Here is a 23473-nt window from a genome sequence, read left to right as displayed (position 1 = left end):
TGATGGCCTCGGTGGGGCCGTTGCTGGTGCCGGGGCGGTCGAAGAATGCGAGGATGTCGCCCGCCCGCTGCTTCATGGTCCGGCCGAGCTTGCGGACCTCGACGAGCGCCGCGGGAACGCCGCTGCTGATCGCAGCGATCACCTCCTGCATCATCGCCTTCGCTTTCTTCTTGTCGGGCTCCCGGTAGGCCGCGACGATGCGCTGGTAGATGCCCCAGGTCGCCTCGACCTCGACGTGCTCCTCGCTCGCGAACACTGCGTCCAGGCGTGCCCGCTGCCGGTCGGTGAGCAGGCTCGCCCCGGTGTGCAGGGTGCGGCGGGCTTTGTAGAGCGGGTCGCCCTTGAGCCCGCGGTGCCCGGTGGTGTCTTGCTGGACCCGACGCCGGCAGACATCCAGCGCGTCGCCGGCCAGGCGGACCACGTGGAACGGGTCCATGACGGGGACGGCGTCGGGGAGTTCCTCGGCGGCAGCGGTCTTGAACCCGGCGAAGCCGTCCATCGCGACCACCTCGATCCGCTTCGCCCAGTCCGCAGGGCGGGCGGCGAGCCACTGCTTGAACACCACCTTGGAGCGGCCCTCGACCATGTCCAGCAGCCTCGCCGGCCCGGTCTTGTTCCTCGCGGGCGTGAGGTCGATGATCACGGTGACGTACTTGTCGCCCAGCCTCGTGTGTCGCCAGACGTGCTCGTCGACACCGATCGTGGTGACCCCGTCGAACCGGGCGGGGTCGTCGATCAGGCGCCGCTTGCCTTCCGCGAGGACGGCGGCGTTCGCGGCACTCCAGGACACCCCGAGACCTGCGGCGACGCGGGTGACGGTGAGGTGGTCGATGACGATGCCCCGCAGCGCCCACTCCAGGCCGCCGCGGGAGATCTTCGCACGCGGCGCCGCTGCCCGCGTCATGTCCTGCCGCCACGTGCGCCGGCAGTGTCCGCACCGGTACCGGCGCACCCGCACCAGCAGGGTCGTCGGCCGGTGCCCGAACGGCTCGTGCGCCAGTCGACGCGTGACCGTGTCCCGCGGCACGCCCTCGACACCGCACTTCCGACACCACGGGTCGTCCTCGACGACGCGGCATTCGATCGTGGCCCGATCCGGCTCGATCAGCTGGCCGACGGCGACGAGGCCGAGCTCGTCGAGGCGGCAGAACGTGGTCAGGTCAGGGGTCGCGAAAGTAGGGTGGAGCACGTCGAGGTCTTTCGGGATGGCGAGCGTGAAGAACTTCCATCATCCGGGAGACCTCGACCCCTACCCGGCCACCGACGCGCTCAACCGACTACACCCTCGTTCGTGAAGAGCCTGTTAAGGGTTAAAAACAGCGGCCAAGCCCTGGCCTGGATGGCCGACTACCAGGCCTGGGACCAGCACTGGAGTGATTTTTTAGCCGAGAAAACTCTTACTGCTACAGGGTGGGTCTACACTCATGAGCGCTTAGTTCGAGTGCGTAACAGTATTAACAAGCTCATCAGTCGTGGCGTGATGTTCACGTTTTGTGATCCCGTCTGGCAAATGCCTATGCCGGCTATGAATAACCAAATCGAGGGCGCAGTAAACTCCTCTCTTCGACAAATGCTGCGCGACCATCGCGGCATGCGTCTAACCCGGCGTATCAAAGCAATCTTTTGGTGGTGCTACATGCACACCGATAACCCGCTACCAGCCGCGCAAATCCTTAAAACCATGCCTACCGACACCGACATAGAAAACGCCTGGCAACAAGCCAGCCTTAAACACCAAACCAGTGAGATCATCCCAAAATGGGGAGACGTCGTCGCATGGAACGAACTACACCACTCCACCCCATACAACAACACCTGGGACTAACCCCCAGCAACACAATTTGTCCTATAACCCGGAAAGTTGGAGTCACGGGGCAAACTTGTATAGCGCGTGGAACGAGCGTGGAACACTGAAACCGGGTCCCCCCGAGAACTGCGCGACTCTGCCAGACGTTCAGGTTGAAGCCCAATGGGAACGCGCCTCACACGCCCACCCTGCCAACGGTGTCATCCCCCCGGTGGGGACGCTATCGCATGGCACGATCTCCACCACACAAGCCCCTACCGAAACGAGTGGGACTAACCCCCGAGCAACACATTTTGTCCTATAACCCCGAATCCCCCTGTGCACACCGTTGAAAGCGGTGTGCACAGGGGGATTCGCTCGCTATGGGCTACTGCGCGTTGAGCGCGGCGGTCGGGGAGGTCTTCGACGCGCGGATAGCCGGATACAAGCCAGCAATCGCGCCGATGACGACCGTCACGCCGAGTCCGGCCCCGATCACCCATGCGGGTAGCGAGAAGGGCCACGAGTTCACCAACGACATTCCGCCGGTGACGCTCACTCCGATGACGCAGCCGAGTGCTCCGCCGAGGAACGAGAGGAGCAGCGCTTCGGCGATGAACTGAATGAGGATGTGCGAGCGTTTGGCGCCCAGTGCTCGCCTCAAACCGATCTCACGGCGCCGTTCGAGCACGGAGATGATCATCGTGTTGGCGACTCCAATTCCACCGACGAGCAGGGCGATGGATCCGACTCCCGCGAGTAGAGTCGTGAACGCCTGATTCGCAGCATTCTTAGCGGCGAGCGCATCCGAGGGCCGCGACACCTCGACGGCGGTGGGCGCCTGCGGATTGAGCGTCGGTCCGAGGAGTTCGCGGACCTTAGCCACCGCATCGTCACTGGAACGCTCATAAATGGTCGTCGGACGCATGTCTTGACCGAATGCGGAATGCGCATTGTCCTGGCCGATGAGGGCCGAGGAGTCGAGCTCGGGGGCGAGGACCACCGGCTTAAGAATGCCGATGACGGTGTAGAGCGAGTCACCGAGCCAGATCTGCGATCCGGGGGAGACCACTCCGAGGCGCGCGGCGGCCGTGGCACCGAGGACCGCCGTCGGGTACGAACCCGTTGCCTTGTTGAGCCACGTGCCTTTATCGAGTTCGCCAGCGACCACGTCGAGGAGGCGTTCATCGGCGGCGAGCGCCTCAATGCCGCCGGTCGCCTGCTTGTTAGAAAGAGACGAACGGTAGACATTCGCGGGAAGCTTTTGCGTTGACGATGCCGCCTCGACTCCGTCAATGAGGAGTGTTCGCCCGACGGCGTCCTCGGAGAACTTCGTTTGCTTACCGGCGAGGTCGGAGCCTGCGGTTGCCGTCAGCATGTTGGTCCCCAGCGCATCGAGTTGATTGGCGAGTTGGGCACGTGAGGATAGAGAGATCCCGATGACGGCGATCATCGCGGCGATGCCGATGGCGATTCCCAGCGCCGACAGGAGCGCTCGAGTCGGACGCGCGCGAATTCCAGTGGAGGCGAGTCGCACGACATCGGAACCGCGCAGGTGCGAAGCAAGGCGAGTGTCGGATCGTGACATCAGGCGCTCTCCTCTAGCGAATCGTTCTGCGAATCGGACACGATGCGTCCGTCGCGGATCATGACGCGACGCGGCAAGCGGGCTGCCAGATCATTGTCGTGCGTGATGACGACGATGCTTGTGCCCTCGGCGTGCAGACTGTGGAGCAGCTCGACGATGGACTCACCGGAGCGGGAATCAAGATTCCCCGTCGGCTCATCTGCCAGGAGCAAAGGCGGGTTCGAGACGACGGCGCGGGCGATTGCGACGCGCTGGCGCTCGCCGCCCGACATCTGGTGGGGACGGTGATCGAGACGGTGCGCAAGACCGACGCGCTCCAAGGCCTCGCGCGCCTTTTGGCGGCGGACCGATCGGGGAACCCCGAGGTAGAGCATTCCGTCGGCCACATTGTCGAGGGCGGAAGAACCCTCGGCGAGGTGGAACTGCTGGAACACGAAGCCGATCGAGTGTGCGCGCAGCGCCGACAATTCCGCGTCTGACAGGGTCGAGACATCAACACCGTTGATGCTGACGACTCCCGAGGACGGACGATCGAGAGTCCCAATGAGGTTGAGCAATGTGGATTTGCCCGACCCGGAGGGCCCGACGATCGCGACGAACTCGCCGGACTCGACGCGCAGGTCCACACCCGCACAGGCAGCCACGGGAGGGTCGCCGTACAAGCGTTTCACCTGATCTAATTCGATAATGGCGCTCACTGCTTCGGCACCACCACGGAATCACCCTCGGCGATGCCCTCGCCGCTGATCTCGACGCGTCCTGCGGCGAACAGGCCGGTCGTCACGGGGACCTTCTTCGTTGTTCCATCTGGATTGACGATCTCCACGCCGAAGGTCTTGGAGTCCAGGGCGATGAGCGCACTCACCGGAACGTGCAGGACGTTCTCCTTCGACTCGGACGGCAGCCCGATGGTGATCGAGGCCTCTTGGAAAGCGCTGGTCTTTTCCGGATCATCGGGCGTGATCGTCACCGGGATGATGCGGGTCTTCTGGTCGGAAGACTCCGAGGATTTCTTATCCGTGGGCGTGCCGACGGTCGCGATCTTCCCAGTCGTTGTCGTCCCGTCGGGCAGGTGAAGGCTCACCTCTCGACCAATGGTTGCCAGGGACTGATTCGCGAGGGGGATTTCGGCCTCAACGGTCTGGGTGGTCGACGTTGCCTTGTACAGTTCGGCGCCCACTGAGGTTCGGTCACCGGGACGGACACTCAACTGGCCGACTCGCAGGTCATGGGGCTCGAAGACGATGCGCCCCAGAGGGATGGTGCCGGTCTGCCTGAGCCCGTTCGCCTTCTGCCAAGCGACGACCGCCTTACGGGTCACCCAGTCGAAGCAATTATCCGGTTCGTCCTCGAAGAATCCCAGCTCCTTCAATGCGGTCTCTAGCTGGTGGATGTCTTCGCCATTCGTTGAGTCGATGTTCAGCTCGCGCCATGCCGGCACTGAACCGTGCATGAGGTAGGAAGGCTCGTCGCCGACTTCGGCGAGTTCCTGCCCCTGTCCGATGATGTCACCGGGCTTGGGCAAAGACGTGACGACGCCGTCGAATCCGGAGGCGACGCCGTGTGAATTCGAGTAGCGAAGAGTCGCGGTCAAAGAGGTCTCTCCCGACAGGGTGCCCTTGGCGATCTTCTCGGTCGAACCGGTGAAGCTCTGTGCCTCGGAGTCGGCGGCCTGGGTCTGCCCGTAGTAGTGGGTCCCTATTGCGGCGCCGCTGCCAGCGAGGACGAGGAAGGCGATCGTTGCGGCTACAGCCCATTTTTTCTTCGAGCGACGCGGCTCAACGGACGTCGCGGAGTTCTTCTGATCATGCGCCATAGTGGTATTCCTCACTTGATGTCCTCAACCGTCGACAAGCACTTCTCAACCTCTTCCTTGGGAACGTTATTGAAGACGATGCCTTCGCCAGCCTTCGGATCGGGAACGTCGAAGCCCTTCTTGCGCAGGCACTCCGCCGTCTTGATACCGATCTCCGTGAGGTCTGCCCCGGCGGAACCGTCCGCATCGGTTACCGGAGCGGGACCGAGCTTGTCGGTGCACTTCTGAAGGGCCTTGTCGAAAGCGGCCTGGTCGATGTCGGCGGGGATCTGATCGTCCTGGTCCGGCTTGGGATCGGGGATGTCGATCCCGGAATCGCGCAGACACTGGCGGAAGGCCAGGGTGTAGTCCTCGACGGAGCTCGCTGAGGACGATGACGAAGAGGAGGACGGGGATGAGCCGGAGGACTGCTGCGAGGACTGAGAGCCGGACGAGCAGGCCGCCAATGCGACCATCAGGACGAGCGCGGAAGCAGAGGTGGCGAGCTTGCTGCGAGCCTTCAACGGATTCTCCTTGTTGTTCATGCCTCGTTGATTCCTTGTTGATCGGTGAGGCGAAATCTGTACCGGTCAACCGGCGATATTTGACACGATGAGGTGTTGCGAGAGTGTTGCTCTTTTTGCTTATGTTTTCGAAACACTGAGGGAATACTCTGAAGAGGCGTGGTTGTTCAACGGCGCGGAGACTGAGACGCGTAGAGGGGGAGTATGAGGGTTCTGGTGGTCGAGGACGAGGTGTTCCTCGCCGACGCTGTTGCGCGGGGACTCAGGCATGAATCGATGGCGGTGGATGTCGTTTACGATGGCGAGGACGCTCTCGACCGCATCTCGATGACGGACTACGACGTCGTTGTCCTCGACCGTGACCTTCCCGGCGTACACGGAGACGATGTGTGCAAGGAATTGACCCTGACGTGTCCGGGAACACGTGTGCTCATGCTCACTGCTGCGCGAACGCTCGACGATAAGGTGAGCGGTCTGGAGATGGGGGCGGACGACTACCTCGTCAAACCTTTCGAGTTTCCAGAACTCGTCGCCCGAATTCGTGCCCTTGAGCGTCGTATTGCCCCTGCGCGCCAACCCGTTCTCGAAGGGTATGGGGTGAGCTTGGACCCGTTCCGGCACGAAGTGACGCGCGATGGTCGCTTCGTGCGTTTGAGCCCGAAGGAATTCGCCGTGCTCGCAGTACTTATGGAGGCTGACGGGGGAGTGCTGAGTGGAGAAACCCTTTTGGAGAAGGCTTGGGACGAGAACGCCAACCCGCTGACGAATGCGATCCGCGTGACGATCTCGCACCTGAGGCGCCGCTTGGGCGAGCCCTGGGTCATTCAAACCGTTCCCGGACGCGGATATCGCTTCGGACGATGAGCAGAATGTCGATTCGCCCTTAGCGAGTGAGAAGGAAGCTGATGGGACATCATGAAACGCGCTTGCGTGACGGCGTGCGGCACCGTCGAAGGCTCCCTCTGCGCATGTCACTGACTCTCACCTATACGGGACTGGTGACTCTGTCGGGCGGATGCCTTATCGCGGTCGTCTACGCGTACATGAGATTCGTTCCATTGCAGCTGTCGTTGGGCTCGCCGAGCGACGGAGGAGCCCTCGACATCAGCCTGCAACTCACTCTCTTCAACGAGTTCCTCAACGCCCTGCTCGCGTCCTCGCTCGTCGCCCTTCTCATTCTTGCGCTTGTGTCGGCGGCTGTGAGCTGGTTCGTCGCCGGGCGCGTCCTGACTCCCGTGGCGACCGTGGCGGATGCTGCACGACGCGTCGCGCAGGGAAACCTCGACGAGCCGGTCGCATTGGGTGGCCCACACGACGAGATTCGCGACCTGTCGGATGCCTTCGATGCGATGCAGGAATCCGTCAAGGCGTCCATTGGAACGCATCGGCGATTTGCGGCCAATGCGTCGCATGAACTGCGCACCCCGCTGGCGACGATTCAAACCCTCGTTGACGTCACTTTGAGCGACCCTCAAGTGACCGCTGATGATTTCCGAGACGTTCTCGGCAAGATCCGGCAGGTCAATTCGGCGAACGCCGAGACCCTTGATGCGCTGCTCGATCTGTCAGACGCACAGATGGGGACGCTCAATCGTGAACTTGTGGATCTCGCGGACATCATGCGCGAGTCTCTGTCTCCCCTGAAGCAGCAGATGGCTGCGAAAAACTTGAGAGTCAGCACACAGCTGACGTCGACAATTGTCGAAGGTGACCATGTGCTGTTGCGGCAGGCATTGTCGAACCTCGTCCGAAATGCGATCGTTCATAATGTCGACGGGGGGATGATCGACATTAAGGTTCGTTCCCACGGCCACCACGGTGACACCGCACGGGTGTCGGTCAGCAATGACGGCCCTCGCGTAGATCCTGCGCGCGTGAGCGAACTCGTCGAACCGTTCGTCAAAGCGAGCGGGCGTTCATCGACGCGCGACAACGGGCATGGGCTGGGACTGGCCATCACACAGACGATCGCCGACGCGCATCATGCGGCGCTGACTCTGACCCCCCGCGTAGAGGGTGGAATGCTCGTATTCTTCGACATGTCGGCGGCGACTTCGGACTTGCCCCAATCTGACGAAGGCGGCCCCGCTCCAATCTGACGCGCAGGGCGGGTATGCGGCGAGGTGGGCGGAGCCGACCTCGCCCGTATGCCTACCCTGGCGCGAGGAAGGCGAGCTCTGCGTGAGTGCGGCTAGGTGTGATATTCGGGGAGCTTGTTCAGTTTCGTGATTAGTGGTTGCTTCCCGATCGAGGTGTGGGGCCTGTGGTGTTTGTGGAAGTAGATCCAGTCGGGCAGGGCCGCGAGGTGGTCTGCTTGTGAGGGATAGGGCTTCGTGAAGGCCCATCCTTCGGTCAGGGTGTGGCGCAACAGTGGACACCTTCACACACGTCATCCAACCAGCAACACCCTCCCTCACATTCACACTCCCGAACCGCAGCCCTTCAAGCAAGTTCACCGATCAGCACACCAGCTGCGCCGCGTTGACCTCGAATACAACACGAGGGTGGTGTGCGGGCTATAGGACATTTGGTGTTGTTTTTATTCCGGGTTTTGGTTGGTGTGGTGGGCGAAACTGGGGTTTTGAGTTGGTTGGTCTCAACTGCGAGGTCGGACAGGATGTGTTGGTAGAGGGTAGGTTTTTGGGCTCTTCACGAACGAGGGTGTAGCGCGGGTCTAAACCCTCCGGCTTCGAGCAGCGACCGAGCGATGTAGTGGGTGAGGTTGCGGAAGCCGAGGGCGGAGCCGCGGAGGCTGGCACAGGGCTCCGGCGCCGCTTGCCACCTTCTGGACCGTCACCTGCCGGCAACACCAGCCTTCCGTAGGGTGGACGGTGCACCGGCTCCCAGACACCAGGAGAAGACATGATCCGCGTCGCCATCAACGGATACGGCAACCTCGGCCGCGGGGTCGAGCGTGCCATCGCCAAGAACGAGGACATGGATCTCGTCGTCATCTTCACGCGCCGTGATCCGGCCACTCTCACCACAGCCGGTGCCCCGGTCGCCCACCTCGACGACATGCCGAACTGGGCGGACAAGGTGGATGTGTGCCTCAACTGTGGCGGCTCGGCCACGGACCTGAGCGCCCAGACCCCGGCCGCTACCGTCTACTTCGACGTCGTCGACTCCTTTGACACCCACGCTCGCATCCCCGAGCACTTCGCCGCCGTCGACGCCGCCGCCCGCGAGGCAGGGCACCTTGCCGTCATCTCGGCTGGGTGGGACCCGGGTCTGTTCTCCATGCTCCGCGTGCTCGGCGAGGCCGTCCTGCCCGACGGCGCCTCCACGACCTTCTGGGGCCCTGGCGTCTCCCAGGGTCACTCTGACGCCCTGCGCCGCATCGACGGCGTGGCGGACGCCAAGCAGTACACCCGTCCTGTCCCGGCCACCGTCGAGGCGGTCAAGGCGGGCGAGCCGGTTGAGCTGACTGCCCGCACCATGCATACCCGCGACTGCTACGTCGTGGCGGAGCCGGGCGCGGACCGCTCCCGCATCGAGGCCGAGATCAAGGCCATGCCCCACTACTTCGCCGACTATGACACCACCGTCACCTTCGTCAGCGCCGAGGAGCTGGCCTCCCGTCACGCAGGCATCCCGCACGGGGGCCAGGTCATCCGCCGTGGCGAGACCTCCGACGGCGTGGCTGCCACGATCGGCTTCGACCTCGCCCTGGGCTCGAACCCCGAGTTCACCGGAAGTGTCCTGGTGGCGGTGGCGCGCGCCGTCGTCGCCATGGCCGGACGTGGGGAGCGTGGGGCCCGCACGGTCTTTGACCTCACGCTCGCCGACCTGTCCGCCCGTAGCGCTGAGGACCTGCGCGCCCACTACCTGTAAAGCCCGGGGGCTGGGCGCCGGGCGCCCAGCGGGGGACTGGATGCCGGGCGACAGCCGGCGGCGCCCAGGCTGGCCCTGGTGACCCAGCCGGGTGATACTGGACGGGGGAGGAGGGTCATGAAGATCGCACTTGTCCTCGGTTCTGGCGGTGCCCGCGGCTACGCGCACATCGGCGTCATCGAGGAGCTCACGGCTCGCGGGCACGAGGTCGTTGCTGTTTCAGGCGCCTCGATGGGTGCCCTGGTCGGTGGCCTGTACGCCGCCGGTGCCATGGATCGCTTCACGCAGACCGTCCGCGGGATGTCTCGCACCGAGGTCCTGCGCTTCGCCGACCTCACCTTGACCCAACCCGGCCTGCTACGGGCAACGAAGATCGTCGGGCTCCTGGAGGACCTGGTCGGGGACCAGCGCATCGAGGACCTGCCGATTCCCTACACGGCCGTGGCTACGGATATCGAGCGTCGGCGTGAGGTGTGGTTCCACGAGGGCCTGCTCGTCCCGGCCATCCGCGCCTCGATCTCGATCCCGACCGTCTTCACGCCGGTGCGCCTGGGCGGCCGGCTGCTGGTGGATGGTGGAGTGCTCAATCCCTTGCCGATCGAGCCCTCGCTCAGCCAGGAAGCCGAGCTGATCGTCGGTGTCTCTCTGTTTGGCAGGCGTCTGGGCCTGGATCCCAGCTCCCCGGACCGTGAGGCTGCCGCTACCGAGCTGGAGCGCTGGATTGACCGCCTGCCTGAGAGCCTGCGTCAGCTCATCCCAGGACGCGTCGCCACTGAGAGCAAGCCGGCCACGCCCTCGGTGACGTTGGCGGACATGCTCTCCACCACCCTGGACGTCATGCAGGGACAGATCGAGCTGGGGCGCTCGGCCATGAGTCGCCCTGACGTCATGATCTCGGTGCCGATCGAGACCTGCCGGGTCACCGACTTCCAGGAGGCCGATCGCGTCATCGAGGTCGGGCGTGACCTGGCGCGTGAGGCCTTCGACACTGCTGGCCTGTGAGGCACTGAGATGTCCTTTCCAGGGCGCCGCCCCGCCCCGCACAATGGCCGCATGAGGACCCGCCCGCCCCGCCGCCACCAGCGTCGCGTGGCTTCGTCAGCCAGGCCAGTGGCACCGCGCCGTCGGCCGGGTCCCTCTCACCGGCCCCTGTCTCCCGGCCACGCCTGCGTGCACACCCCCTCCCGCTTGTTGCGCCTGGCCGCGGCTCCGGGCGGCCCTCGGGCCGTGTGGCTGGGTGCCCTCCTCGTGGTGGTGGCGGTGTCTGCCGTACTGGTCCTGCTGCGCCCGGTTCTGGCGCCTCACGAGGCGCAGGCGGCGCTCGGACTGGCGGCGACGGCGCAGGCCACGCCGAGCACAACGGCCTCCCCCGCCGCCCAGGCGCCGCTGGCTCTGACCGGAGACTCTGAGGGCGAGGAACAGGAGGCCGCGGACTCCCCAGGCCTCTCGGCGCCACCGGTGGCCCGCATCGACGAGATGGGGATCGCTCACTCGGACACCGCCGGTGACGGCACCTGGCGCGTGGCAGCGGCGCTTGAGACTCCTAGTACGCTGCGCTCGGGAACCCACCGCTACCTGTTGCAGGTGGAAGGCGGGACGGGGATCGACGCCGACGCGATCGCCCCCTTTGTCAACGCTGTGCTCAATGACGACCGGGGCTGGGCGAGCGTCGACGACGTCAGCTTCGAGCAGGTCCAGGACCCGGCCGAGGCCGACTTCACTCTCAACATCGCCACCCCCGCCACGACGGACCAGCTGTGCGCCCCATTGAGCACCGAAGGGCGGTGGAGCTGCCGCCAGGCAGCGACCGTCAACCTCAACGCCGATCGCTGGAACTACCTCGTGCCCTGGTTCCCCGACGCCGAGACCTACCGTTCCTACCTGGTCAACCACGAGGTGGGCCACTGGCTGGGGCGCGGGCACCAGCGCTGCCCGGGGGAGGGGCTCAAGGCGCCGACCATGATGCAGCAGAGCGGTGGCCTGGATCGCTGCCTGGCCAACGCCTGGCCTACTCAGGACGGTCAGCCCGGTTAGGCACGCTCCCGGCTGCGGACAGCGCAGCCTCGACGACGGTGTGAGCGTGGTCAAGGATGACCTGGTGCGAGGCGCCTTCGGCCACCCGTACCGAGCCGGTGGCGCCGCTGCGCTCGAGCAGCTCCTCGGCCCAGGCCTGCGGGCAGAGCAGGTCGTGGGTGCCTCGCACGATCTCCAGGTGCCCGCCGATGGCGCTGACGCGCTCGGCAAAGGGATAACGCAGCACGAAGGGCAGGGTCCGGGCGGGCCAGACCAGGCCGGCGTGTAGGAAGCCGGAGATGGAGACGAGGGCCCCAGCCGGGCGCTCGTGGAGGCTGGAGCGAGCGAAGGCCAGCGCGGCGTGGTCCAGTCGCTGCGTGCCAGGGCCCATGACCGGTGCGATGAGCACAAGCCGACCAGCCAGGCGCGGCGCGCGGCGCGCTAGCTCCAGGGCGACCTGGGTTCCCATCGAGTGCCCGATGAGGACGGGGTTGTCCACGTCGAGCTCCTCGGACAGGTCGATCCGCTCGACCAGGGCCTCGACGCTGGCGGCGAAGTCCTCCATCGTCATGGGTCTGCGGGGGCGCGGCAGGTTGGAGAAGCCGGGGAGGTCGACGACGAGCACGCGTCCGTAGCGCCGCAGCTCCTCGATGACCTCCTGGAAGAGCAGCGCACCGGCTCCCAGGCCGTGCAGGAGGACGAAGACCGGGCCGCCCTCGCCGTCGAGCTGCGCCACGTCCCAGGCGCGCACGCGACGGTCACCGACGGCGCGGACCAGGACGTGGGCGTCGGGGGCAGGTGGCTCGTCAAAGTCCAGGTAGTTGCGGCCGACTCGCTCCTGGATGCGACGGGTGGCTTGCGAGTCCTGGGAGGCGAGACTGTGGGAGGGCGTGTGGTGGCGGGGCATGGCTGGTCCTGGAGCAGGGGGTGGTGTGAGAGATTCTCGCACCACCCCCTGCTCTGTCTGACCGGATCAGGATCCGGCTCCTGGACCCACGGTGACGGCGTCAGAGGCGCCGATGGCGCGCCAGGCTCGTGCCGAGGGCGCCGGCCACGACAGCGGCGGCTGCGACGACTGCCGGTGCGGTGGTGCTGGTACCGGTGCGGGCCAGGCTGCGGGCCTGGGCCTTCGGAGCGGACGACGGCGTGGGCGCGGAGCCTGATGCGTTAGGCGGGGGCGAGGCTGTGCTCGGTGCCGAGGACGCCGTCGGGGTGGGCCCGGGTGCACGGTCTCGCACGGTGACGTGGATGGTGCGGGTGACCGTCTCCCCGCCCGGGCGAGGCTGGTAGGTGTAAGTCACCGGGTAGACCCCAGCGGCGGAGGTGTCGACTGCCGAGGCGTCGTAGGAGACCCGGGGGTCGTCCAGCGCAAGTCCCTGGCCGTCGTAGGTGCGGATCCAGGTCAGGGTGTCCTGCGGGGAGTAGCTGTCCCCGACCCACAGGCTCAGGTCGTGAGCCTCGATGTCCTGGTAGAGCTCAACGTACTGGCGGTCAGTTGAGACCTGGCTGGCCTGGCCGTCAGAATCAGTGATGACGGCGCGGCCCCAGGTCTGGTAGGCGTAGACGTCGGAGACCTGGTCCGTGTCGTTGTGGTAGCCGGCGTGGGTGAGGTTGTTGACCGACCATCCCGAGCCGGCTAACGCCGCCTTGATGCGGGTGAGGTCGAGGTAGTACAGGCTGCCGCTGTACAGGGTGGTGTCCTGGGCGGCCGAGCTCATGAAGTTGGAGACGACTCCTTGGTAGTTCGCTGAGGAGTCGCCGCGATTGACCATCTCGGTGACGAAGTCTGAGGCAGACATCGCTGGCATGAGAGCCTGCACCTGGGCAGGAACGGTGGTGTAGGTCCTGGTCTTCTTATCTAGGACCGTGCCCAGGTAGGGCTGGGTGCCTGCGAGGTAGTCCTGGCCGTTGGAGGCCTTGACGCAGGTGACGAATCGCACCCAGGCGGTCGCCAGCCGTGTCTGTCGCTGGGAGCTGACGGTGATGTCGTTCTCCTGGATCGAGGCGTAGGTGCCGGAGAACCCGCCGAGGGACATGTCCAAGGTGTCCAGGTTGGTCAGCGTCAGGGGTACGGTCACCGTCGCGGAGCTGCCGGCCCCTAGGGTGCCGGTGAGCCGAAGGAGCTTGGGAGCCTGGTCGTTGTCGTAGCTGAGGGTCAGGTTGGCCGCGCCGTCCAGACGTGCTGGTCCTGAGACGGCCAGGCGCGGGGCGCTGGCGTCCTGACTTGTGCGACGTCCTTCTGGCAGGAGGTAGCTGGCGCTCGGCGTGACGGCGGAGTCAGTCGTGTTGGTCAGCGTCAGGGCGGCGCTGAGAGCGGAGGGGGAGGCCATCTGGTCGACGTCGATGAGCGCGGCGTTGTCCATGCCGTGCGCCGACCACTGCTCGCCCGAGGCATTGTTGGTCTCCTCGACGTCGCCGGATCGGTTCGTGACCTGGAAGCGCAGGGCGCGGGTGATCCCGAGGTAGTCCGGCGCGGCGGTGTGTGGACTTGTCCCGTTGTAGACCGCTGCGGTGGCGGGGGTCTGGGCGCTGGCCAGTGGGGCTGCGAGCCCGGTGGGCAGGACGAGTCCGGCGGCCAGGGCGAGAGCGAGCAAGGGGCGGTAGTGACGGCGTCGGAGGGCGTCAGGCTTCGGCCGCCGCCAGGTGCGGATACTCATGGCGGTCCTTTCAGGGAGGTACAGCCCGCCTCGGCGTATCGGGCCAGGGACGCGGCCCGCGGTTCAGGGGGGTGGGTCTTGCGGGGCTGGTCTGCCGCGTGAGGGGGCATAGAGGTTATACCGCGTGGCGGTGACGCGCGGGAGGGAGAGCCTCGCAGTGACTGTCATGCCATAGCCCGGGCCATGAGTGGAGTCACGCTGAAGGGTGGGAGTGAGGGGAATAGGGTGACAACCTATATAGTTGAAGATTACATGAAGTCGTTTGGATTCCTTAGCTTTGGCCACTACGGACACGGGCGAGGCCCTGGTGACCTCAGCGCTGCTCAGGCCCTCCAGGACGCCGTCGAGATCGCCGTCGGAGCTGACGAGATCGGCGTCAACGGCGCCTACTGGCGAGTCCACCACTATGCCCGCCAGGCGGCGGCGCCCGTCCCCGTCCTCGCGGCGGCCGGCGCGAGGACCAAGCGGATCGAGGTGGGCACCGGTGTGATCGACATGCGCTACGAGAACCCGCTTTACCTGGCGGAGGAGCTCGGCGCCCTGGATCTCCTGCTTGACCAACGCATTGCCATCGGGATCTCGCGCGGGTCCCCGGAGCAGGCGCTGCGCGGCTGGGAGTCCTTCGGCTGCACCGGCTCCACCGACCCTCGTGGCGCCGATATCGCCTACGCGCACACTGAGCGGCTTCTGGCGGCCGTCAACGGCGTGCCCCAGGCCAAGCTGGACAAGGGCGGCATGCTCATGGAGGGTGAGCCGCTGACCACTCCTGGCCTACGTATCGAGCCGCACTCTCCCGGCCTGCAGCGCAGACTGTGGTGGGGAGCCGGATCGCGTGAGACTGCCGAGTGGACGGCGCGGCAGGGACTGAATCTCATGAGCTCGACCCTGTTGACCGAGGCCACCGGTGCGGCCTTCGCGGATCTTCAGCTGGAGCAGATCAGGTGGTACAAGGACGCGTGGCGGGCGGCTGGGCATGGCTGGACCCCACGCGTGAGCGTCTCGCGCTCGATCTTCCCGATCGTCTCCGATCTGGATCGTCAGCTCTTCGGTCTGCGTGGCGAAGGCTCGCAGGACCAGATCGGCATGATCGACGGTCTTCGCTCGACCTTTGGCAAGACCTATGCCGCTGAGCCGGACGTGCTGGTAGAGCAGCTGGCGGCCGATGTTGCCGTCCAGGAGGCGGACACCCTCATGCTCACCATTCCCAGCCAGCTGGGCGTGGACGACAACCTGCACGTCCTTCAGGCCTTTGCCGAGCATGTGGCGCCGGCGCTGGGCTGGCAGCCCAACACGTCCGGCCCGGCTACGGGGTACGCGCTGGACTGAGGGGCAGACGGCAGACTCCAGCCCGCCTCGCGGCGGACGCCGAGGGCGCGAGCCAGGAGGCGGGCTGGAGGTGTCGCGGGTCGGAGGCTACTGGGGCGGTGCCTGGTGCTCAGAGACGTCCCTGGGACGTGGCCTCGGGTCGGCCAGGCGCAGCACGTCACGCGGGACGTCATAGTGCACGCCCGGGTAGCGCCCGAACTGCTCCTCGCTCGTGCCCTGGGGCTGCGTGGCGTCCAGGACTGCCAGGACCTGGGCAGGGGTCGGCCACACCCCGGAGGGCAGGGAGCCGGCTGGCTGCACGGGCGGGAACCACGCCGTGGTCTCCTGGGGTCGGAACATGACGCGACCGGGCCGTCTCCGGTCACGCAGCGCGTGCGCGCGCCAGGTCGTCACCGGATGGGAGGCCATCCACACGCTCAGGTGCAGCCAGAATCCCTTCTCTCGGGTGGCGCGGTCCGCCAGGGCGTGAAGGTTGACCTGCGAGCCCAGGTACTTGCCCGCGGCGAGCAGTCCCATGACCCCGGGCACGCCCTGAGGCGCCAAGGCGTAGCCGTGGTTGTCCGCCGTGTACTCCTGGGCGCGCGAGAGCGCGGGGCCCAGCAGCGGGATCTGAGCGGCAAGCTGAGTGAACAGGAGACGGACGTAGCCCACGTGCCCGGCCGCCAGGTGGCCGACCTCGTGGGAGATGACGAAGCGCAGTGCCTGCGGGTCGCGGGCGGCGCCGCCGACCTCGAACAGGTCGGAGTAGACCACCACGAAGCGACGGAAGCCGTGTCCGGCCGCAAAGGCGTTGATCTGACCGTTCCCGAGCAGTACGTAGGCGTCGGGCACGCGCCGCATGCCAAAGGCCTTGGCTGCCTCAACCACCATGCGGTAGCCCTCGGGGAACTGGGTGGGGCTCATCTGCACGCCCTGGCCGCGAAGCTGGGCGTACATAAGAGCACGCATGATCCAGATGGCGATCGGCATGACGGGCAGGATCAGGAGGACCTGGGAGATGAGCCCGCCGTCAGTGAGCAGGTTGTGCAGCTCGGTGGTGATCTCGCCGGCGGTGCCCTCCTCCACGGCGTCACCGGTCAGCGCCATCCACACCAGGGTCACGATCCACAGCAGGTAGCCGAGCACCGTGACGACCGCGCTGACCCACACCAGCGGCATCTCCGCAGGGTGGCGCAGGCCCGGCACGCCGCCCAGTCCGTGGACGGTGGCGCCGTTGAGCATCGACGGCGGCTGTGGTGGCTGTGGTGGCTGGGCTCCGAGGGGCTGGCCACCGGAGGGCTGACCGCCAGGGGGCGGGGCCTGGTGGTGGGCTGGCGGCGCATAGGCGGCCGCCGACCGGGCATCGGGGCCGGCCGGGCGAGCATAGGGGTCAGCGGGGGCGGGTGCCGGCGTGCCCTGGATGGGCGGCTCGCTCGGCTGCGGGCCTGGAACGGGCGACGGTGGCTGGAAAGGTCCATCGGTCATAGCACCACGTTAGCGACGCTTCTTGTGAGTCGGGTATGAGGTCTGCTCCGCGGTACGGTCGGGTCGTGCGTGCCCGTGGATCCTTACCTTCCTGTCCTGCGCCCCTGTCTCCCCTCGTGGCGCAGGGCGACGCTCCGGCTGATCCCAGCGTGCCGTGGGGTATGCAGATCGCGGTGCGCTACGACAAGGTTCACCCACCCCGGCGTGTCGACGTCGCCGAGGCCACCGCCCGCGCCGTCGTCGCCCTCCTGGCCTCCCCTGAGGCCTCGGAGGGCGGGCCGTGGCACGAGGCCGTGACCTACTGGCAGGACGGGCGCATTCGCAAGCTGGTGCGGCGCGCTCGCGGGGCGCGCTGGGACGAGGTCCAGGGCCTGCCAGGCGTCACCGTGAGACAGGACGGTCCGCGTGGCTGGGGGCAGGCCTGTGCGCGTGCCTTCGTCCCGGCGCCGGTACGTCCCCTGCCGACGGCGCTGGCCAAGACCCAGGTTGAGGGCACCCACTTCCCGCACGGCGACGAGCTGCCCGCGGCGCCTGCGGCCGTGACGGCGGCCCTGCAGCGCGAAGCGCAGGTGCGGATCGAGGACGTCATCACGCTCGGTCCTGGCTCCTCCAGTCAGGACGCGCTGGTCACGGTTGAGGTCACGCCCCTGGAGGAGATGACGAGCGGCAAGCTGTGCGCCCAGGTCGCTCACGCTGCCCAGCTGGCCTGGCTCAGCCCCGAGATGCCTGCTCGCCTGCGTCAGGCGTGGGCGCAGGACGGCTTCCGTGTGCGCGTCGACTTTCCTTCCCGATCGGTCTGGGAGGGGGCGTCTCGCCCGGTCAACATCGTGGACGCGGGCCTGACGGAGCTTGACGGTCCGACGGAGACGACGCGCGCCTGGTGGTGAGCGCGGGAGGAAGGTCGAGCCAGGGTGCCCGGTTCCCAGAGCACTGAGGTCAGCGGCTCAGGCGACGACCTTGACGGTGGCCGGCTGCCCCGTGTGGGCCGCGCCCCTGTCCTCCACAGGCTCGGGCGTGCCCCGGAAGACCCATAGGCGCATGAGGACGTAGAGGTAGACGCCCTCGCAGCAGGCTGAGACAAAGCGTGCGAGCTCGGCGTTGACCCCCAGCCAGTGCAACAGGCTGGACAGGCCGAGGATGAAGATGACGTACTGGCTGGCCAGTCCTACCAGGTAGCGCGACCCCTGGGCCGCCAGGTGCCCGTGCGCCTGGAAGTTCAGCCACCGGTTGAGCAGCAGCGAGTAGGCCCCGGCCACGGCGTAGCCGATGGTGACGGCCAGCGGGTAGAACAGGTGCAGATGCTCGTAGGTCATCCACAGGATGGAGACGTCCAGGATGAAGGCTGAGCCGTTGATGAGCGCGTACCCCACGAAGGTCACCGGAATGATCCTGCGCATGAAGACGGGCAGCAGGCGGTGGATCCGGCTGATGATGCGTAGGAAGACCTGAGGGGCGCGGCGGGAGGGGTCATTGAGCCGCTCCGCCAGACGCTGCCGTGAGGAGGACGGTGCGGTCACCTGAACGGTCTCCTGCTTCACCACGCCTCCTGAGGGGGATTGTGCTGTCTGTCAGGCACGAGTCTGTCCTCTTGGCCGGGGCCCTCACAAGGCCTCAAGGATGAGACTTCGCACGGGCGGTCCTCCTCCTGAAGGAGGAGGGTGGTCTCAGTCTTCGCCAGCGGCTCGCTGAGAGCGCTGCAGCTCCTGGCTGACCCCGGCCCACAGCACCTCCCCGCCGGCGTCAGCGCGGTGGTGCAGGGTGTGGATGCCCAGGGAGGCTGCGGAGGCGATGTTCTCGGCATTGTCATCGACGAACAGGGCCTCGTGCGCGGCCACCCCGGCCCGCTCCAGCACGGTGGTGAAGTAGCGCGGGTCTGGCTTGGCTACCCCCAGGGTGCAGGAGTAGGCGTCCAGGTCGCACAGGCCGTCATAGTGCAGGTGAGTGCGCATCCACTCCATCCGCTCGCGCTGCTGGTTGGTGGCCAGCACCGTGAGGTAGCCCGCCTGGCGCAGCCGCGTGACCAGATCGCGGGCCACCGGGTCAGGGGTTGCCTGCCACCACAGGGTGGCCAGCTCCTCGGGCGTGGGGGACAGGTGCAGGCGCCGGACCAGGCGAGTGAGAACCTCCATGAGGCTCTCCCTGCCCTCCAGCGCGCAGACCTCCTCACGCAGAAGGGCCTCGCAGAACTCCGGTCCGGCAGCCTCAGTCAGCGCCTGGTGCCACGGGGTGCCGATGAGCTGCAGGACGCCGTCGGCGTCGAGCAGGACGGCGCGGACCGTCGTCGTCGAGGCAGGAGGAAGCGGGGCGGGGGAGGCGGGAGTGCTCATGGCTCGATCATGCCCTGGGCTCGGCGACACCGTCCTGTCACGCACCGGTGCCACACTGAGGGCATGTCAGCGCACACCTACAGCCAGACCCTGCATGACGTCGACGCCTACGCGGCCTCGCTCGCCGACCTCGTCGTCTCCTCGCCGACCTCCTACCACGCCGTCGCCACGGCCGGCGCGCGCCTGGACGCCGTCGGCTTCAGCCAGGTCGATGAGAAGCGCACCTGGAACGAGGTCCCCACGCGTGGCTACGTCCTGCGTGACGGCGCCATCATTGCCTGGATGCTGCCGGACTCACCTGGCCAGCACACCGGCCTGCGGATCCTGGGTGCCCACACGGACTCACCTGCGCTCAAGCTCAAGCCCACCGCGGCCGTCACCAGTCACGGCTTCCAGCTCATCAACGCCGAGGTCTACGGCGGCCCGCTCCTCAACTCCTTCCTCGATCGTGAGCTGGGTCTGGCTGGTCGCCTGGTCACCCGCGACGGCGAGGTGCACCTGGTGCGCACCGGGCCGGTTGCTCGTGTGGCCCAGGTGGCTCCGCACCTGGACCGTGGGGTCAATGACTCCCTCCACCTCAACCCGCAGGCCAACCTCCTGCCGCTGTGGACCCTCCTGGACGACGCCGCAGGCGCGCCCACGAGCGTCAGTGGCCCCGCCCCTGCCCACTTAGCCACGCGCCATGACGATGCCGCCTCGCGCGGCGAGCGCGGCGCGGTCGAGGAGTACCTGTGCGAGCTGGCCGGCATCGACCCGGCCGACCTTGCCTTCCACGACGTCCTCACCTTCCCCACCGAGGCTCCCGCCCGCTTCGGCAGGCACGGGGAGTTCCTCGCCTCCTCGCGCCTGGACAACCTCTCCTCGGTCAGCGCGGGCCTGGTGGCCCTGGAGGCTCTGGCGGCCGGGGACGGGACCTCCTGGGACGCTGCGAGCGCGCGCGACGCGATCGTCTTCGTGGCCAATGACCACGAGGAGGTGGGCTCGGAGTCCCGCTCGGGGGCCGGCGGCCCCTTCCTGGAGCAGGTGCTGGGGCGTCTGGCCGGTGCCATGGGCTTTGAGGGGGACGCGAGTCAGGCACTCCTGGCCCGCTCGGTGTGCGTGAGCGCGGACGCCGGGCACTCGGTCCACCCCGAGTACGCCCAGCTGCACGACCCGGTGGTCCAGCCCCTGCTTAACCGCGGGCCCCTGACCAAGATCAACGCGCGTCAGCGCTACGCCACCGACGCCGTGGGCGTGACCGTGTGGGAGCGGGCCTGCCGTGCTGCGGGTGTGCCCTCGCAGAGCTTCGTGTCCAACAACGCCGTGGCCTGCGGCACGACCATCGGCCCGATCACGGCTGCGCGCCTGGGCGTGACCACGGTGGACATCGGCCAGCCGCTGCTGTCCATGCACTCCCTGCGTGAGATGTGCGGCGTCGAGGACGGCCCCTGGATGGCCCAGGCGATCCGTGCCTACTGGGCCGGGGACCAGGCGTGAGCCCCGAGCCTGTGCTGCGCGCCGGGGCCGGGGCGAGCGATCCCTGCCCCTGCGGGAGCGGGAAGACCTTCGGGAACTGCTGCCAGGCTCTGCTCGACGGCGGGGCCGTGGCGAGCGCCGAGGCGCTGATGCGATCGCGCTACACCGCTTTCGCCCTGGGGGACGAGGACCATCTCTTCCGCTCCTGGTGGCCGCGCACCCGGCCCGAGGGTCCCTACTGCCATCCGGGCACGCGGTGGACCGGACTGGAGGTCGAGGAGGTCCACGGTGGTGGGAGCGAGGCGGCCGACGGCGAGGAGGCCCGCGTGACCTTCACGGCCCACTTCCTCACCTCAGACCTCAACGGCCGGGTGGTGGCGGACCAGATGCGCGAGCGCTCGACCTTCCGCAAGCGTGCCGGGCGCTGGTTCTACGTCGACGGCCAGGCGCTGTGAACGACGTGGGCGGGCAGAGGAAAAGACCTCTGCCCGCCCACGTCCTTGACTCAGCGTCCTCAGACGCCGGTCAGCGCCATGTTCCGCGCCAGTAGGGCAGCGGGAAGCCGGCCTTGTCCCACTCGTTGACGCCGAGCTCGTGGGCCCAGCGCAACGGGGCGTAGGGGTCACGGAGCGCGTAGCGGCCCACGGCGACGGCGTCGGCCTGGCCGGTTATGAGCACCTGCTCGGCCTGGGGGCCGTTCTCGATGAGCCCGACGGCGATGACGACGGGCTCGCCGCCACCCGGCGTCGTCATCCCTGCGACGGCCTGCTTGACCTCGGCGGCAAAACGCACCTGGTACCCCGGGCCGATCGGGAAGCGGGCCGGGACGTTGCCCGAGGTGGAGATGTGCAGGACGTCGGCGCCCTGGACCACGAGCTGGCGCGCGAGCTCAGCCGTGTCCGCGCTGGTCAGGCCGCCTTCGGCCCAGTCCGTGGCGGACAGGCGGATGCCGACGACCGTGTCTGGTCCTACTGCCTCGCGCACTGCGGCCACAGCCTCCAGGGCCAGCCGACGGCGTCCCTCGGGCGAGCCGCCGTAGGCGTCGGTACGGTGGTTGGACAGGGGCGAGAGGAACTGGTGGATGAGATAGCCGTGGGCGCCGTGCAGCTCGACGAGGTCATACCCGGCCTCGACGGCCCGGCGGGCGGCTGAGGCGAAGTCGGCGATCGTCTGGCGGATCTCCTCCTCGTTCATCTCACGTGGTGTGGCGTGGCCGGGGTAGGCCTCGGCACTGGGTGCCACGAGGTCCCATCCCTCTAGTGTGGTGGTGCGGCCGGTAGCGGTGCCGTCTGCGGCAGGGCGCCACGGGGGCGTGCCAGCCTTGCGGCCGCCGTGACCGAGCTGGACCCCGGCCAGCGCGCCGCCGGCGTGGATCGCGTCCACGACCCTGCGGTGGGCGGGGACCTGCGAGTCCTCCCACAGGCCGAGGTCGGCAGGGGACAAGCGGCCGTTGGCGGCCACGGCCGTCGCCTCAACGATGACCGTGCCGAAGCCGCCGGCGGCGCGCGTGCCGTAGTGCAGGACGTGGAAGTCGGTGGGGACGCCGTCGCCACTGTCGACGCAGTACATGCACATCGGCGGCAGGACCAGGTGGTTGCGGGCCTGCCGGTGGCGCAGGGGCAGGGGGGTCAGCAGGAGCGGTGCACTCATGGCGTTCACGCTACGTGAGCGTCAGTGGCGCCGGCAGGGCACCTCGATACGCTGAGGGCGATGTGCTCACAACCCTGGTCTGTTCCTGCCCGTCCTGTTCCCTTCGGCCAGCCCGGCCACGCGCCTGCGCCTGTGACCCGGCAGGTGGAGGACGTAGCCCTGGTCTTCGAGGGTGGTGGCATGCGCGGGGTCTACACCGCGGCGCTGGTCCAGGTCATGCTGGAGGCGGGACTCGCCTTCCCCTGGGTGGGTGGGATCTCCGCGGGGTCAACCAACACCGTCAACATGGTTTCCCGCGACCTGTGGCGCACGCGTGAGGCCTTTGTCCGCCTGACCACCGACCCGCAAGCGGGCGGGTGGGGCAGCTTTGCCAGGCGCCAGGGCTACTTCAACTCCGAGCACATCTACCAGCACACCGCGAGGCCGGAGGAGTCCATCCCCTTTGACCTGCCGGCCTTTGCCGCCTCGACCAGCCAGGTGCGCATCGGCTCCTTCCGCTGTGACACCGGGGAGGAGGTCTACTGGGGTGCTGAGGACATGCCGAGCCTGGAGGCGCTGACGATCCGGTGCCAGGCCTCCTCGTCCATGCCGGTACTCATGCCGACCGTCCTCATTGACGGCGTGCCCTACCTCGACGGCGCCCTAGGGCCCACCGGGGGCTTTGCCACGGACGCTGCGGCGGCTGATAGCTACGAGCGCATGCTCGTGGTCTCGACCCGGCCAGCGGGCTACCGCAAGCCCGAGGAGAAGCGCCCCGGTGCCTTCCGGCGCCTGTTCCGCCGCTATCCGGCCGTGGCCGAGGCCATCATCGATCGCCCGGCGCACTACAACCGCACCATGAATGAGCTGGAGCAGGGGCGCCGTGAGGGGCGGGTCTACCTGTATCAGCCCACGCGCATGCCAGTGGAGAACGGCGAGCTGCGCTATGACCGGGTGGTCTCGGCCTATGAGGCGGGGCTGGTCCAGGCGCGCGCGGAGCTGCCGCGAATCCTGGGCTTCCTGGGATGTGACTGAGGCCTCGGAAGATCGGAGCCTTCAGTTTAGTTGAATAATT

At 67.2% G+C, this 23473-nt stretch carries 22 protein-coding genes; 11 read left to right on the top strand and 11 right to left on the bottom strand.

Features of this window, described 5'->3' with window-relative positions:
• Positions 1-1189 (bottom strand): ISL3 family transposase (locus tag CYJ26_RS04145; RefSeq protein WP_101637991.1); only part of this gene is annotated, 1189 nt, incomplete at its 3' end.
• A gap of 102 nt (positions 1190-1291) precedes the next feature.
• On the opposite strand from CYJ26_RS04145, the gene CYJ26_RS10990 reads away from it, so the two are divergent.
• Entirely contained in the window at positions 1292-1825 is a 534-nt protein-coding gene (locus tag CYJ26_RS10990) for a hypothetical protein (RefSeq protein ID WP_145990761.1), read from the top strand.
• Positions 1826-2174: 349 nt separating this feature from the next.
• Here the strand turns inward: CYJ26_RS10990 and CYJ26_RS04140 are convergent, their stop codons facing one another.
• From CYJ26_RS04140 to CYJ26_RS04125, 4 genes are read right to left on the bottom strand one after another with little or no spacing between them, the layout of a single operon-like run.
• Positions 2175-3374, bottom strand: coding sequence for an ABC transporter permease (locus CYJ26_RS04140; RefSeq protein WP_006548907.1), 1200 nt, complete (start codon positions 3372-3374; stop codon positions 2175-2177).
• Positions 3374-4072: an ABC transporter ATP-binding protein gene (locus tag CYJ26_RS04135; protein WP_006548908.1), complete on the bottom strand. Its 699-nt coding sequence runs from the start codon at positions 4070-4072 to the stop codon at positions 3374-3376. Before CYJ26_RS04135 ends, CYJ26_RS04140 begins: the two co-directional genes overlap by 1 nt.
• Positions 4069-5190 (bottom strand): efflux RND transporter periplasmic adaptor subunit, encoded by a 1122-nt coding sequence (locus CYJ26_RS04130; protein ID WP_006548909.1) that lies wholly within the window; start codon positions 5188-5190, stop codon positions 4069-4071. Before CYJ26_RS04130 ends, CYJ26_RS04135 begins: the two co-directional genes overlap by 4 nt.
• Before the next feature lie 11 nt (positions 5191-5201).
• Positions 5202-5714, bottom strand: coding sequence for a hypothetical protein (locus CYJ26_RS04125; RefSeq protein ID WP_006548910.1), 513 nt, complete (start codon positions 5712-5714; stop codon positions 5202-5204).
• Positions 5715-5897: 183 nt separating this feature from the next.
• On the opposite strand from CYJ26_RS04125, the gene CYJ26_RS04120 reads away from it, so the two are divergent.
• From CYJ26_RS04120 to CYJ26_RS10565, 5 genes are all read left to right on the top strand, one after another.
• Positions 5898-6557 carry a response regulator transcription factor gene (locus CYJ26_RS04120; protein WP_006548911.1) on the top strand — a complete coding sequence of 220 codons (660 nt, stop codon included), beginning with the start codon at positions 5898-5900 and terminating at the stop codon, positions 6555-6557.
• A gap of 104 nt (positions 6558-6661) precedes the next feature.
• Positions 6662-7792 carry a sensor histidine kinase gene (locus CYJ26_RS04115; RefSeq protein WP_180950841.1) on the top strand — a complete coding sequence of 377 codons (1131 nt, stop codon included), beginning with the start codon at positions 6662-6664 and terminating at the stop codon, positions 7790-7792.
• 763 nt (positions 7793-8555) lie between these two features.
• Entirely contained in the window at positions 8556-9527 is a 972-nt protein-coding gene (locus CYJ26_RS04110; RefSeq protein WP_034236765.1) for a diaminopimelate dehydrogenase, read from the top strand.
• 117 nt (positions 9528-9644) lie between these two features.
• Positions 9645-10529 (top strand): patatin-like phospholipase family protein, encoded by an 885-nt coding sequence (locus tag CYJ26_RS04105; protein WP_006548915.1) that lies wholly within the window; start codon positions 9645-9647, stop codon positions 10527-10529.
• Positions 10530-10580: 51 nt separating this feature from the next.
• On the top strand, positions 10581-11561 hold the full coding sequence (locus CYJ26_RS10565) for a DUF3152 domain-containing protein (RefSeq protein ID WP_034236840.1): 981 nt from the start codon (positions 10581-10583) through the stop codon (positions 11559-11561).
• On the opposite strand, the gene CYJ26_RS04090 is transcribed toward CYJ26_RS10565, so the two are convergent.
• Entirely contained in the window at positions 11536-12447 is a 912-nt protein-coding gene (locus CYJ26_RS04090) for an alpha/beta fold hydrolase (protein WP_024036017.1), read from the bottom strand. The two genes, CYJ26_RS10565 and CYJ26_RS04090, sit on opposite strands and share 26 nt — an antisense overlap.
• 100 nt (positions 12448-12547) lie before the next feature.
• Positions 12548-14197 (bottom strand): bacterial Ig-like domain-containing protein, encoded by a 1650-nt coding sequence (locus tag CYJ26_RS04085; protein WP_101637987.1) that lies wholly within the window; start codon positions 14195-14197, stop codon positions 12548-12550.
• 252 nt (positions 14198-14449) lie between these two features.
• Between CYJ26_RS04085 and CYJ26_RS04080 the strand changes: the two genes are divergently transcribed.
• On the top strand, positions 14450-15523 hold the full coding sequence (locus CYJ26_RS04080) for an LLM class flavin-dependent oxidoreductase (RefSeq protein WP_006548919.1): 1074 nt from the start codon (positions 14450-14452) through the stop codon (positions 15521-15523).
• A gap of 87 nt (positions 15524-15610) precedes the next feature.
• Here CYJ26_RS04080 and CYJ26_RS04075 read toward each other — a convergent pair whose 3' ends face one another.
• The gene (locus CYJ26_RS04075) at positions 15611-16744 is read right to left on the bottom strand and encodes a M48 family metallopeptidase (protein WP_048684167.1); all 1134 of its coding nucleotides are present in this window, start codon (positions 16742-16744) and stop codon (positions 15611-15613) included.
• Between the two features lie 404 nt (positions 16745-17148).
• Here CYJ26_RS04075 and CYJ26_RS04070 point away from each other — a divergent pair, with 404 nt between their 5' ends.
• Positions 17149-17874 carry an aminoacyl-tRNA hydrolase gene (locus tag CYJ26_RS04070; protein WP_101637986.1) on the top strand — a complete coding sequence of 242 codons (726 nt, stop codon included), beginning with the start codon at positions 17149-17151 and terminating at the stop codon, positions 17872-17874.
• A gap of 57 nt (positions 17875-17931) precedes the next feature.
• Here CYJ26_RS04070 and CYJ26_RS04065 read toward each other — a convergent pair whose 3' ends face one another.
• Positions 17932-18528, bottom strand: coding sequence for a GtrA family protein (locus CYJ26_RS04065; RefSeq protein WP_034236773.1), 597 nt, complete (start codon positions 18526-18528; stop codon positions 17932-17934).
• Positions 18529-18651: 123 nt separating this feature from the next.
• Complete coding sequence (locus CYJ26_RS04060; RefSeq protein ID WP_006548924.1) at positions 18652-19314, bottom strand: HAD-IA family hydrolase; 663 nt, start codon at positions 19312-19314, stop codon at positions 18652-18654.
• A 63-nt stretch (positions 19315-19377) separates the two neighbouring features.
• Between CYJ26_RS04060 and CYJ26_RS04055 the strand changes: the two genes are divergently transcribed.
• Together CYJ26_RS04055 and CYJ26_RS04050 are read left to right on the top strand one after the other, a co-directional pair.
• A complete protein-coding gene (locus CYJ26_RS04055) occupies positions 19378-20790 on the top strand; it encodes a M18 family aminopeptidase (protein ID WP_034236778.1) in 1413 nt (470 codons plus the stop codon).
• Positions 20787-21224: a YchJ family protein gene (locus CYJ26_RS04050; protein WP_006548926.1), complete on the top strand. Its 438-nt coding sequence runs from the start codon at positions 20787-20789 to the stop codon at positions 21222-21224. The genes CYJ26_RS04055 and CYJ26_RS04050 overlap by 4 nt, the downstream gene beginning before the upstream one ends.
• Positions 21225-21294: 70 nt before the next feature.
• Here CYJ26_RS04050 and CYJ26_RS04045 read toward each other — a convergent pair whose 3' ends face one another.
• Positions 21295-22428, bottom strand: a complete 1134-nt coding sequence (locus tag CYJ26_RS04045) for an NADH:flavin oxidoreductase/NADH oxidase (protein WP_374044892.1) — start codon at positions 22426-22428, stop codon at positions 21295-21297.
• A gap of 51 nt (positions 22429-22479) precedes the next feature.
• Here CYJ26_RS04045 and CYJ26_RS04040 point away from each other — a divergent pair, with 51 nt between their 5' ends.
• Positions 22480-23433, top strand: a complete 954-nt coding sequence (locus tag CYJ26_RS04040; RefSeq protein ID WP_101637985.1) for a patatin-like phospholipase family protein — start codon at positions 22480-22482, stop codon at positions 23431-23433.
• Positions 23434-23473 lie beyond the last annotated feature (40 nt).

The organism is Actinomyces urogenitalis (assembly GCF_002861525.1).
In the GTDB taxonomy this organism is placed as follows: domain Bacteria; phylum Actinomycetota; class Actinomycetes; order Actinomycetales; family Actinomycetaceae; genus Actinomyces; species Actinomyces urogenitalis.
This window is presented reverse-complemented; position numbering and strand designations above follow the sequence as displayed.

Coding starts and splice junctions, on each gene's coding strand:
- CYJ26_RS04090 (WP_024036017.1), bottom strand. CDS start 12,447: ATGCCCCGCCACCACACGCCCTCCCACAGTCTCGCCTCCCAGGACTCG.
- CYJ26_RS04075 (WP_048684167.1), bottom strand. CDS start 16,744: ATGCTCAACGGCGCCACCGTCCACGGACTGGGCGGCGTGCCGGGCCTG.
- CYJ26_RS04080 (WP_006548919.1), top strand. CDS start 14,450: ATGAAGTCGTTTGGATTCCTTAGCTTTGGCCACTACGGACACGGGCGA.
- CYJ26_RS04040 (WP_101637985.1), top strand. CDS start 22,480: ATGTGCTCACAACCCTGGTCTGTTCCTGCCCGTCCTGTTCCCTTCGGC.
- CYJ26_RS04140 (WP_006548907.1), bottom strand. CDS start 3,374: ATGTCACGATCCGACACTCGCCTTGCTTCGCACCTGCGCGGTTCCGAT.
- CYJ26_RS04120 (WP_006548911.1), top strand. CDS start 5,898: ATGAGGGTTCTGGTGGTCGAGGACGAGGTGTTCCTCGCCGACGCTGTT.
- CYJ26_RS04110 (WP_034236765.1), top strand. CDS start 8,556: ATGATCCGCGTCGCCATCAACGGATACGGCAACCTCGGCCGCGGGGTC.
- CYJ26_RS04085 (WP_101637987.1), bottom strand. CDS start 14,197: ATGAGTATCCGCACCTGGCGGCGGCCGAAGCCTGACGCCCTCCGACGC.
- CYJ26_RS04130 (WP_006548909.1), bottom strand. CDS start 5,190: ATGGCGCATGATCAGAAGAACTCCGCGACGTCCGTTGAGCCGCGTCGC.
- CYJ26_RS04105 (WP_006548915.1), top strand. CDS start 9,645: ATGAAGATCGCACTTGTCCTCGGTTCTGGCGGTGCCCGCGGCTACGCG.
- CYJ26_RS04060 (WP_006548924.1), bottom strand. CDS start 19,314: ATGAGCACTCCCGCCTCCCCCGCCCCGCTTCCTCCTGCCTCGACGACG.
- CYJ26_RS04125 (WP_006548910.1), bottom strand. CDS start 5,714: ATGAACAACAAGGAGAATCCGTTGAAGGCTCGCAGCAAGCTCGCCACC.
- CYJ26_RS04070 (WP_101637986.1), top strand. CDS start 17,149: ATGCAGATCGCGGTGCGCTACGACAAGGTTCACCCACCCCGGCGTGTC.
- CYJ26_RS04055 (WP_034236778.1), top strand. CDS start 19,378: ATGTCAGCGCACACCTACAGCCAGACCCTGCATGACGTCGACGCCTAC.
- CYJ26_RS10565 (WP_034236840.1), top strand. CDS start 10,581: ATGAGGACCCGCCCGCCCCGCCGCCACCAGCGTCGCGTGGCTTCGTCA.
- CYJ26_RS04115 (WP_180950841.1), top strand. CDS start 6,662: ATGTCACTGACTCTCACCTATACGGGACTGGTGACTCTGTCGGGCGGA.